Source organism: Paenisporosarcina sp. P5_A11 (genome assembly GCF_056400705.1).
In genome coordinates, this window is record NZ_JBFUKT010000099.1 from 1 (window position 1) to 11,510 (window position 11,510).

Annotated in this window: 13 protein-coding genes; 5 read left to right on the forward strand and 8 right to left on the reverse strand. The window is 37.5% G+C overall.

The window, feature by feature from the left end; translation table 11 throughout:
- The 5 genes from AC1DOS_RS13110 to mutY form a co-directional block, all read right to left on the reverse strand.
- A partial coding sequence (locus AC1DOS_RS13110) for an ABC transporter ATP-binding protein (RefSeq protein WP_477537867.1) occupies positions 1–1,438 on the reverse strand: 1,438 nt, incomplete at its 3' end.
- 53 nt (positions 1,439–1,491) lie between these two features.
- Positions 1,492–2,037 (reverse strand): nucleoside tri-diphosphate phosphatase, encoded by a 546-nt coding sequence (ntdP, locus tag AC1DOS_RS13115; protein ID WP_108587812.1) that lies wholly within the window; start codon positions 2,035–2,037, stop codon positions 1,492–1,494.
- 138 nt (positions 2,038–2,175) lie between these two features.
- Positions 2,176–2,445, reverse strand: a complete 270-nt coding sequence (locus tag AC1DOS_RS13120) for a gamma-type small acid-soluble spore protein (RefSeq protein WP_477537868.1) — start codon at positions 2,443–2,445, stop codon at positions 2,176–2,178.
- Positions 2,446–2,508: 63 nt separating this feature from the next.
- Entirely contained in the window at positions 2,509–3,255 is a 747-nt protein-coding gene (gene fabL, locus AC1DOS_RS13125; RefSeq protein ID WP_108587810.1) for an enoyl-[acyl-carrier-protein] reductase FabL, read from the reverse strand.
- 1 nt (position 3,256) lies between these two features.
- Positions 3,257–4,318 (reverse strand): A/G-specific adenine glycosylase, encoded by a 1,062-nt coding sequence (mutY, locus tag AC1DOS_RS13130; RefSeq protein WP_477537869.1) that lies wholly within the window; start codon positions 4,316–4,318, stop codon positions 3,257–3,259.
- Positions 4,319–4,477: 159 nt separating this feature from the next.
- On the opposite strand from mutY, the gene AC1DOS_RS13135 reads away from it, so the two are divergent.
- On the forward strand, positions 4,478–5,458 hold the full coding sequence (locus AC1DOS_RS13135; RefSeq protein ID WP_108587808.1) for a metal-dependent hydrolase: 981 nt from the start codon (positions 4,478–4,480) through the stop codon (positions 5,456–5,458).
- A 213-nt stretch (positions 5,459–5,671) separates the two neighbouring features.
- Here the strand turns inward: AC1DOS_RS13135 and AC1DOS_RS13140 are convergent, their stop codons facing one another.
- Genes AC1DOS_RS13140 through recX form a run of 3 tightly spaced genes read right to left on the reverse strand, consistent with a single transcriptional unit; the run spans position 5,672 to position 7,089 of the window.
- The gene (locus AC1DOS_RS13140) at positions 5,672–5,941 is read right to left on the reverse strand and encodes a YfhJ family protein (RefSeq protein ID WP_108587827.1); all 270 of its coding nucleotides are present in this window, start codon (positions 5,939–5,941) and stop codon (positions 5,672–5,674) included.
- Positions 5,942–5,954: 13 nt separating this feature from the next.
- On the reverse strand, positions 5,955–6,287 hold the full coding sequence (locus AC1DOS_RS13145; protein WP_108587807.1) for a YfhH family protein: 333 nt from the start codon (positions 6,285–6,287) through the stop codon (positions 5,955–5,957).
- Entirely contained in the window at positions 6,277–7,089 is an 813-nt protein-coding gene (recX, locus tag AC1DOS_RS13150; protein ID WP_477537870.1) for a recombination regulator RecX, read from the reverse strand. The genes AC1DOS_RS13145 and recX overlap by 11 nt, the downstream gene beginning before the upstream one ends.
- 122 nt (positions 7,090–7,211) lie before the next feature.
- On the opposite strand from recX, the gene AC1DOS_RS13155 reads away from it, so the two are divergent.
- The 4 genes from AC1DOS_RS13155 to ypfJ all read left to right on the forward strand — a co-directional run bounded on the left by AC1DOS_RS13155 (position 7,212) and on the right by ypfJ (position 11,418).
- Entirely contained in the window at positions 7,212–8,111 is a 900-nt protein-coding gene (locus AC1DOS_RS13155; protein ID WP_477537871.1) for a TIGR01777 family oxidoreductase, read from the forward strand.
- 47 nt (positions 8,112–8,158) lie between these two features.
- A complete protein-coding gene (locus tag AC1DOS_RS13160; protein ID WP_477537872.1) occupies positions 8,159–8,962 on the forward strand; it encodes a polysaccharide deacetylase family protein in 804 nt (267 codons plus the stop codon).
- 52 nt (positions 8,963–9,014) lie between these two features.
- Positions 9,015–10,394 carry a 23S rRNA (uracil(1939)-C(5))-methyltransferase RlmD gene (gene rlmD, locus AC1DOS_RS13165; RefSeq protein WP_477537873.1) on the forward strand — a complete coding sequence of 460 codons (1,380 nt, stop codon included), beginning with the start codon at positions 9,015–9,017 and terminating at the stop codon, positions 10,392–10,394.
- A 169-nt stretch (positions 10,395–10,563) separates the two neighbouring features.
- Positions 10,564–11,418 (forward strand): KPN_02809 family neutral zinc metallopeptidase, encoded by an 855-nt coding sequence (ypfJ, locus tag AC1DOS_RS13170; protein WP_477537874.1) that lies wholly within the window; start codon positions 10,564–10,566, stop codon positions 11,416–11,418.
- The last annotated feature ends 92 nt before the right edge of the window (positions 11,419–11,510 follow it).

The window sequence follows — 11,510 nt, forward strand, 5'->3', positions numbered from 1 at the left end:
GCTTTACTCCCCGCTCACCAACTTTGGTGTCGTAACCTTCTGGAAGAGAAACAATAAAGTCATGTGCATTGGCAGCCTTTGCCGCTTCAATTACTTCGTTCTCCGTAGCATCTGGTCTCCCCATTAAAATGTTATCTTTGACAGAGTCACTAAAAAGTATGTTATCTTGCAATACTATTCCAATGTTCTCACGTAAAGATTTGATTTTTACATCTTTAATATCCATGTCATCAATTTTCACTGCGCCACTCGTTGCATCATAAAAACGCGGAATCATACTAATAATGGTGGATTTCCCTCCACCACTCATCCCTACAAATGCAGCAGTTTGTCCTGGCTCAACCGTGAAATTCATATTATTTAGGACTAAATTATTTTCTTCTTCGTACCTAAAAGAAACTCCGTCGAATTGAAGCTTACCTTTAACAGTTGGTATTTCTTTTGCATGAGGTTCGTCTTTAACATCATACTTTTCATCCATTAATTCAAACACGCGATCCATCGAAGCATATGCTTGCGTTAATGTAGTCGAAGAATTTACTAATCGTCTTAACGGATTATAAAGTCTTTCGATATAAGCAATAAATGCAACCATCGTACCGACAGATAAGTTTCCATTTATGACCTGGTATCCCGCATACGCAATAACCAATAGCGGTGCGACATCCGTTATCGTGTTCACTACTGCAAAGGCTTTGGCATTCCATTTTGTATGATCAATTGCTTTTTCTAAAAACTCACCATTTGCTTTATCAAAAATTTGTTGTTCATGTTTTTCCAATGTGAAGCTTTTAATGATACTCATACCTTGAACCCGCTCATGTAAATAACTTTGGACACCCGCAAGAGCTTGTGATCTTTCTCGAGTTAAATCTCTTAATCGTCCAAAGAAGTATTTCACACTAACTGCATAGAAAGGAAATGCCAACAGCGTTACGAGTGTTAAAGGGATATCCATTGTCAGCATGATTGCTACTGCAATGATAATAGTCGCTAGGTCTAGCCATAAATTCATTAACCCGATCATCACAAAGTTCTTGGTTTGCTCTACATCATTTATAACACGTGAAATAACTTCGCCTACTCGTGTATTAGAATAAAAGCGTAAACTTAGACGTTGCAGATGACCATATAACTCTTGTCGGATATCATACAATATTTTGTTACTGACTAATTGAGCATAGTATTGACGGTAATATTCAATAGGTGGTCTCACAATGAAGAAGATGAGCGCCGTTCCACCTAACCAATAAAATAACTGGCGTGTTTTTTCAGCATCCGTCAATGTGTCAACGTTTATGATATCGTCGATGACGATTTTTATTAGTAACGGAATAAATAAAGGAATGGCAAATTTCACGATTCCAATGACAACTGTAAAAACAATTTGCCATGTATAGGGTTTAACAAACTTCATATATCTTTTGGTGCTACTCATACGGTTACCTTCCTTTTCAAAATGAAAAACCTGTTGGAATTCAACAGGCGCCATTACTCACTAATTTTAAGTTGCTTGTGAAATAGATAACGATTCGTCCATACCTCAATAAAGTCCGGTGCAAATGGTCCTTTACGCTGTTTAATCCAACTAATAAGTTTTTCCACATTGCGATGTAGAATTAAATCGATTGCTTCAGGATAATCCATTTGCTGTTTATGATCTTCAAATTCATCTTCGTCTAGAATCGTAAAAGTCATATCTGGAAAAACTTTCACGTCCAAATCGTAATCAATGTATTTTAAAGATTGTTTATCGTAAATGAATGGTGAACTTATATTGCAGTAATAGTACACACCATCTTCACGCAACATACAAATGATATTGAACCAATGTTCAGCATGAAAATAACAAATTGATGGTTCCCGAGTTAACCAAGTGCGACCGTCAGACTCGGTAACGACTGTTCGTTCATTCGCGCCGATAACAATATTCCTTGTCCCTTTGAGGACCATTGTTTCTTGCCAGACGCGGTGGATTTTGCCGTTATGTTTGTAGCTGTGGATCTGAATAGTTTCTCCTTCTGCTGGTATTGTCATGGATAAGCCCACCTTTTCGTCAAAGCACAAAATATATATATTGTATTGTGTACCCATTATAACAACCTCTATGTAAAAACTGTAGCAAAAAAATCAGCGAAGGCATTAAGCCCTCGCTGATTGGAAGTGAAATACTCATTATTTTGTTGAATTGTTGTTACGGTTTGATGCTTTTTGTGCAGATTGTTGATTTTGTTTTTTAACTTCAGTTGGATTTGTTTGAGAAGCAAATTCTGCTCCAAACTCAGTAGTACCGCCCTGTGGTTGTGTAGCATTTGTTTTAGGGGCAAACTCTGCTCCAAACTCAGTATTATAAGAACCTTGTGTAGCTTTTTGTGCAGATTGTTGATTTTGGTTTCTTACTCCAGCTGCGTTAGTTGGTTGGTTGCTGTTATTTTTATTTGCCATGTGTATTTCACCTCCATACTCATTAATGTGTGCAGGAAGTGAAATTTTATGCTTTAAAGTTTTTTACATGACGATTGAACGTCCACCATCAACAATAATTGTTTGACCACGAATCATATCTGAGCCGTCAGAAATTAAGAACATCGCTGTTTTCACCATATCGTCTATTTCAACCATGCGACCTGCTGGCGTGTTTTTTCTCGCGTCATCTAATAATTCTTCACGATTTGGAAAATGCTTTAACGCATCTGTATCAAGCGCTCCACCCGAGACAGTATTGACTGCAATACCTTTGGCAGCAAGTTCAACAGCTAAATATCGTGTAATTGATTCAATCGCTGCTTTCGATACACCGACCGTCGTGTAGTTTTCTAAATATCGAATTGAACCTAAAGAACTGATGCCCACAATTTTTCCGCCTTGATCCATTAATTTTGCTGCTTCTTGCGCTCCAAATAACATTGCTTTGGCATTAATGTTCATCGTCCAGTCCCAATGAGATTCTTCAAGTTCCATCACTGGACGAAGTACTCCTGATGCTGCATTACTAACAAAAACATCTAAACGGCCAAATTCCTCACGAATCGTTTCAAACATTGCTCTTAATTTTTCAATGTCCCCGACGTTCGCACGAATAAGGAGCGCTTTTTGACCAAGTGCTTCTATTTCTTTTACTGTTTCAAGTGCTGCCGTTTTGCTACGTGCATAGTTTACAACAATATCATATCCATTCTTCGCAAGTTCAATCGCTATTGCTTTACCTAATCCTCTACTACTACCTGTGACAAGAGCCACTTTGTTTGCTGTCATATTAATTTCCCCTCTCAATATATGCCTGCCATATTTTCAACATCGGCACTGGCATCGGTACTTCTTTTATTTCTTCTATTGTTAACCACTTGCATGTATCTAATAGACTTTCTTCAATTGCATGTCCAACAAAACAATTCATTTCCCATGTTAAATGAGAAAAGACATGTTTGAAAGGACCTAAATCAATTTCTTTTGAAAATGAAATACCATAACGGTCTTGCAATATAGGTATGGTATCCATTTCGTTTAATACATGTTCAATCATTGGGAACTGATACATATTTGCTAATAGGCCTATTTCAGGTCTTTTTTCCATAAGAAATTGTTTTTTGTCATTTTGGGTAACATAGACATCATAGTGCAAAGCTTTAGTCTTTTTATTTTTTGTTTTTATTGGTAGATCATTTTGTACTCCTGCGTAAAAAGCTGAACAATTTTCACGTACTGGACATAACAAACATTTAGGAGATGTCGGTGTACATATAATAGCACCTAACTCCATTAAGCCTTGATTGAAAGACGAAGGGTCTTGGGCATCAATGATTTCAGAAACGGCTTGTTCAAAAATTTTCCTTGTTTTTGGTTTAGCTATATCTTCTTTTATAAGAAGTACACGTGATAATACACGCATTACATTGCCATCAACTGCATGTTCAGGTCTGCCGTAAGCAATACTTAAAATAGCTCCAGCTGTATATGGTCCTACACCTTTTAATGTAGAAATTTCATCCCTAGTCTCAGGGACTACACTGTTGTAAGTTTCAACAACTTCTCTTACACCTGCTTGCAGATTTCTTGCACGTGAATAGTAGCCCAATCCTTCCCATTGCTTCAAGAGTTTTTCTTCATCAGCATTCGCTAATTCTTCCATTGTAGGGAAAGCTTCAATAAAGCGATTATAATAAGGGATGACTGTATCTACTCTCGTTTGTTGTAGCATGATTTCAGATACCCAAATTTTATAGGGATCAGAGGTTTCCCTCCAAGGTAGATTACGCTTTTCTTCCTTGTACCATTCAATTAAGGATTTTCGAAATGTGATTTTATTAAATTCACTCATTATACACCTACATTCTGTTGATTACTTGCTATGCATTTCGGGTATACCAAATTATAGCTAGTAATCAAACTAAGAAGTCTAGTCCGTTGTTATTTTAACAAAATTACCTTATGATGAACAAAATTATTCGGACATTCTCCGTCGAAGGAGTTGAAAAAGTTGGATACAGGTACTCATATAGTAATGGGGATTGCTTTAGGCGGACTTGCAATGATTGATCCGGTGGTTGCAAACCATTCAGTGACTGCAACAGCCGTTATAGCAGGAACCATTATAGGCTCACAAGCTCCAGATGTTGATACAGTTTTAAAATTACGAAATAATGCAGTTTATATCCGCCACCATCGTGGCATTACTCATTCCATTCCTGCTGTACTGTTATGGCCACTAGCGATTGCAGGCGCTATTCACTTATTCGTACCAGCAGCAGATTTACTGCATCTGTGGTTATGGACATTCTTAGCTGTATTTTTACATGTGTTTGTCGACATTTTTAATTCTTATGGAACACAAGCTCTGCGACCTTTTTCATCAAAATGGGTTGCGCTAGGAGTGATAAACACTTTTGATCCAATTATTTTCGGATTACACATAGTTGCTTTGCTTTTCTGGGCCTTTGGTGCAAATTCGGTTTTCACCGTACTATTAATGTATGGAATAATTTTCTTCTATTATTTACTCAGATTCGCTGTCCAACATGCTGTTAGACATGCTGTTAGGAATACTATTCCAAGTGCTGAAGAAATCATTATTGCACCAACTATTCGATTTTTCCAGTGGCGAATTGCTGCTATTTCACAAACCCATCATTATGTAGGAAAAGCATATGGACGTTCGATTAATATTTATGATCGATTTGAACGTAAAGAAATTCCTGATTCACCACTTGTAAAAGCTGCGTTAAAAGATAAAAATTTGCAAGCTTTTATATCATTTTCTCCGATTTATCGATGGGAAATTACAGAACATGAGCATGTATACGAAGTTCGTTTAATTGATTTACGCTACCGCAGTAACGATTATTATCCATTTGTTGCAGTTGCTCATTTAAATGAAGATTTGGAAATTCTTAATTCTTATACTGGTTGGATTTTCAGTGAGGACAAGCTTCATAAAAAATTAGACTTCATTCCCAATTAGAAAAGACATTCTAAAATTAAAAAGTACACGACGCTACTTGTCGTGTACTTTTTAATTTGTAAGTGAACCAATGAAAGAGTACATTTTCGCCTAGCATGCAGCACGAGCGTGAAGCTTGAGACCCACAAGTACGTAGTTTTCATACTTGTTGGCTCATGCGGAACGTGCGGCTAGCGCAAATGTACGATAAAAAGCATTATAGTTCAACAGAGCCTATTGTAAAGAATCGTCCTCAGTCTTTAGTAAATGAGCATATTTTGGATTATTTCCAGCAAACTCATGAATGCGATCGCCATAGCTATTAATCCATTGACGAATTACCTTTTCTGCTACTTCGGCACCTTTGTAATCATAACCTGCTTTTGCATACGATGATTCAAAGTCTGACCATAATAACTCAACCCAAACACGTGCTTTAGCGACTGACAACGCTTCGTTTTTCTCCGCAAGTTCCTGCACCAATTGTTCAATTCGTTCTTCTATTTTTTCGGCCATCTTATTTCCCCTCCTTTAAAGATTTCAACATGGAGATAGGTAATGCCTCAGCAAATTTATCTCCACCCATACGATAACCCCAAGCAAACCTACCTTTTAAGTAATCGACTTGGAAAAACACGCCTGGGTCTCCCTCTATTCGATATACTTCACCAGGGACAAACTGTGAAGGATCCACTAAATAGGCTTGAGCCATAATTGCTTTTCGCTCTAACACGGCATATTCATTTACATATCCAAGTTGACTAGCTTTCCTTGCTTTTTCAAGCAAATCAGCAATTTCTTGTCGCAACTCTGATTCAATCATTTGGCTATATTTTTTTTCAATCGCCATCTTCTTCTAACTCCTTTTTTTCAATAAACATTTCGATTTGTTCAGATGGAAACCCTTTTAGATACAGGGCTTGTTTAACTCTATTTTTACGATCATAACCTGTGAATTTAACAGAAACTTTCCGCCAAATTTTATCTCCTTGTTCGGCAATCATGTCTTCCCACTCATCTTCATCAGTATTAAATTCAATTCCTTCAATTACTTTGCTTATAATCGCATATGAGTACCCTTTGCGCAACAAGGTATCTTGAATTTTTTGTTTTACTTGTCTTGGGGTTTTAGATGATTGTTGATTGGCAATTTTTTCAGCCAATCCTTGTGCAACTTCAGTTTGGTCATCTTCAGTATACGTTTTGAGCACTTCCTCTTGTAACGATTTTTCGATTCCTTTTTTCTTTAATTCCTGTTGTATAGCACGTGGTCCCTTTTGACTTGTCTTCTTTTGTGTCTCGAGCAAAGCCTTTGAAAAAGATTCATCATTTAAAAATCCAAGATGGTACAACTTTTGAATGGCTTCTAAAACAACAGCTTCTCCGTATTCTGCATCGAGCAATTTCTTTTTCACTTCATGTTCGCTACGCATTCTAAAGCTTAAAAAATCAAGCGCTTTATTGAATGCTTTACGAACTTCATCGTCAAAGACAATTTCATCGCGTTCAAAGTCTTCGAGATCCTTGTCCTTCGATAATTGGTATTTTACAAGCAGTGATTCGTCTACTGCAAACGCATATTTTTCCTCTATATAAATATTGTAACGTTCAGGATTATTTTTTTGACGTGTTATTTTTGTGATAATTGCCACTTAACTCACCTCATATTCTCTTCATACTAAGTATACACATTATTGTTGGCACATTCATTTGAGTACACTTACTTAAGAACGGGTATTATACAATTAACATATACGATGAAGGAGGACCAAAAATGAAAGTAGCAATCACTGGTGGTAGCGGTTTTGTGGGTAAAGAGATTACCAATCTATTAATCGAAAACGGTCATGAAGTATATATTTTGACGCGATCTTCTAAGCCATCTAATGATTTAGTACATATGGTGAAATGGCTAGGTGACGGTGATAAACCTGAAGATAAGATAAATGGAGTGGCTGCTTGGATTAATTTAGCTGGGGCCTCCATTAATGAGGGTCGGTGGACTAAAGAACAAAAACAAAAAATTTATGACAGTAGAATGAAAGCTACAGATGAAGTCCTTCGTATATTCGAGGCAGTATCAAAAAAACCAACTGTTCTTGTAAATGCAAGTGCAATTGGCATCTACCCTCCATCTGAACATGCAACTTATACAGAAAAATCTTCCTCACGAGGTTCGGATTTTCTTGCCAAAACAGTTGAGGAATGGGAGAAAAAAGCATCCCAAGCTGAGCAAAACGGAACTCGAGTGGCTTGTGGTCGTTTTGGCATCATTCTTGGTAAAGATGAAGGTGCACTTCCCTTAATGTCTCTACCCTATAAAATGGGGGTTGGAGGAAAAGTCGGTTCAGGAAATCAATGGGTATCCTGGGTTCACGTATCAGACGTTGCGAAAGCTTTACTCTATGCAATAGAAAATGAGGATTTTAAAGGTCCATTTAATGTTACCTCTCCAGATCCGAAACAAATGAATGATTTCGGTAAGATTTTGGGAGATATATTAAACCGTCCACACTGGATTCCTGTTCCTTCCTTCGCATTAAAACTAGTCCTTGGAGACAAGAGTCAATTAGTGCTAGAAGGTCAACGAGTAATGCCTGACAAGTTGTTAACACATGGATTTAAATTTACTTATCCTGATTTACCTACTGCACTAAAAAATATATATGCATAAGATTTTCTAGAAAACGCAACCTATCGTAAAAGAAAGGTTGCGTTTTTATGTGGATAAAACATTTATTAGGAATTGTTGTTTCATGTGTAATTTTAACTGTCGGCATTTTATTAAATCCGTTTCAAGTGGAAGCTGAATCCTTGAACTGGGGATTTAAGAGAGGAGCTCAGGAAAAACCAGCCCAAGCTGGCAGTACATTTGATGAGCTCTTAAAAAAATATGGCGCACTTTATAAAGGTTCTCCTGATGAAAAAATCTTATACTTGACGTTCGACAATGGCTACGAAAATGGCTACACTGCTTCCATCCTAGATACCTTAAAGAAAGAAAAAGTTTCAGGAACTTTTTTTCTCACAGGTCATTATGTTGAAAGTGCTACAGATTTAGTAAATCGTATGATTAAGGAAGGCCATGAAATTGGAAATCATTCGTATGGACATCCGAATATGGCCAATTTATCCGAAGCTCAAATGAAAAATGAATGGGAAAAATTCGATCAGTTACTCGGTGAAAAAACAAGTGTTAATAAAACACGTTTTGTAYGTCCCCCTGAAGGTGTTTTCAGTGAAAAATTACTTGCTTATGGGAATGAACTTGGATATCGTCATATGTTTTGGTCGGTAGCGTTTATTGATTGGCATAGAGATCGCACATTTGGCAAAGCCTATGCTTACAACCATTTAATGAATCAAATTCATCCAGGTGCCATCATTTTGATGCACACAGTCTCCCCTGACAATGCAGCTGCTTTGCCTGACTTTATTCGAGATGCCAAAGCAAAAGGATATACATTTTCATCTTTAGACTCATTAGTTAATGGTACAAACGATTTCCCGTTGTCTTTCCATTAACTCGTCTGTCCTATATACTGTAATCACCAGTAGTAAAGGACGTGGATACATTTTGTCACAACAAACAATGATAGAAGTAGGTCAAAAATTCCCATTAACAATTAAGCGCCTAGGAATTAACGGAGAAGGCATTGGGTACTTTAAGCGCAATGTGGTCTTCGTTAAAGGCGCATTACCAGGAGAAGAAGTAACGGCTCAAGTACAAGTCGTCAAAAGTAACTTTGCAGAAGCAAACATTCTTCAAATTCGTAAAGCATCCTCTCACCGACAAGATGCACCTTGCCCAGTATATGAAGCGTGCGGCGGATGCCAATTGCAACATATGACATATCAACAACAGTTAATCGAAAAGCGCGATATGATTGTGCAATCTCTTGAACGTTATGTTAAAGATATCGCATCAAACATTGATGTTCGGCCTACAATAGGCATGGAAAACCCATGGCAATATCGAAATAAAAGCCAATTTCAAGTACGCAAAGTTGAAGACAAAGTTCATGCAGGCCTTTTTGCAGAAGGTACACATCAGCTACTAAACATTGATGAATGTATCGTCCAACACCCGAACACAACACGCATAACTAATGCAGTAAAACGCATATTAGAAAAGCTGAAAATTCCAATCTATGATGAAGAAACACGCAATGGTCTAGTGCGAACAATTGTAGTAAGAACTGGTATTCAAACTGGTGAGATCCAGTTGGTACTTATTACAACGCTTGCTGAATTGCCAAAACGCCAGCTACTTATTGATAAATTGATTGCGATCGATCCAGCAGTTGTGTCGATTGTTCAAAATGTTAATCCAAAGCAAACTTCTTTAATATTTGGAGAGCGTACAATTGTGCTTCATGGCAAAAAAACATTACATGAAGAATTAGGTGAACTTTCTTTTGATTTATCAGCACGTGCCTTTTTCCAATTAAACCCTGCACAAACTGTTCGTTTATATAACGAAATTAAATCTGCGGCGGCTTTAACTGGTCAAGAAAAAGTTGTGGATGCATATTGTGGTGTTGGTACGATTGGTCTGTGGCTAGCTAATGAGGCAAAAGAAATTAGGGGCATGGACATCGTCGGTGATAGCATTTATGATGCGAAGAAAAATGCAGCAAATCACGGATTTACACATGCGACTTATGAAACAGGAACGGCGGAAGAATGGCTTGCAACATGGAGCCGTGAAGGTTTTGTACCGGATGTATTAACCGTGGATCCTCCACGAACTGGATTAGCGGATAGTTTGTTAAAAACCATATTAAATGTCCGTCCAAAACGCTTTGTCTACACATCATGTAATCCGTCGACATTAGCGAAAGATTTGAGCGAGTTGCGCAAAGTGTATGACATTGAATATATTCAACCAGTTGATATGTTCMCACAAACTGCACAAATAGAAAGTGTCACTCTTTTGGTTCGAAAAAAGCTTTAAAATATAGTCATTAATTCCCTTTTCCACTATCAAGTTTTTCGAGCATGTTCATTTGAGCATGCTTTTTCTTTTTGTTTTAAATATAGGATTATTATTTTTATTTCTAGGGAATAACGACAATAAGTATTTGTTTTTAACTAAGGATATTTGATAGGTTGGAGGAATTGTCATGAAGTGGAAGGGTCGAGGACAAAGTACAAACGTAGAAGATCGTCGAGGTAGAGGTATTGGAGCTGGAGGTTTAGGCATTGCCGGAGGTGGTATTGGCTTAGTCATCGTCATCATCGTGACTTTACTGGGCGGTGGAAATACTGGCGATATACTGAATAATATTCAAGGTACTGATACAAATAACTCCGCTCCTTATGAAGAATCAAAAGATGAAAAAGAGCTCTCTCAATTCGTCTCGGTAGTGCTTGCGGATACTGAAAAAGTATGGACTGAGTTATTCAAAGAAAATGGAACAGATTATCAAGAACCGACAATGGTTTTGTATACAGATCAAGTTCAATCAGCATGCGGAACAGCTGGATCTGCAGTAGGACCGTTCTACTGTCCTGGAGATTATAAGCTTTACATCGATCTTAGTTTCTATGATGAACTGAATAAAAAATTTGAAGCACCTGGTGACTTCGCTATGGCTTATGTAATAGCACATGAAGTAGGACACCATGTTCAGACATTACTAGGTACTAACAAAGAAGTCATGGCTCTCCGAGATCAAATGAGTAAAGAAGATTTTAATAAATATTTAATCAGACTTGAATTACAGGCTGATTACTATGCTGGCGTCTTTGCACATTATGCAGAGGGCGAAGGGTATTTGGAAGTAGGAGATGTTGAAGAAGCCATAACAGCTGCTAGTGCTGTCGGAGATGACAACATTCAAAAGAAAACGCAAGGCTATGTAGTTCCAGACAGCTTTACACATGGTACGTCAGAACAACGTATGCGCTGGTTCAAAAAAGGCTATGATTCTGGAACGATTGAAGGTGGAGATACATTCAAAGCTAAAGATTTGTAAACGTTCAGGTTGCAAAAAAAACTACACTAAAACAGCAAGTACAACCGATTTTCACATCGAATGTACTTGCTGTTTTTTCGGTTTAATTAAAC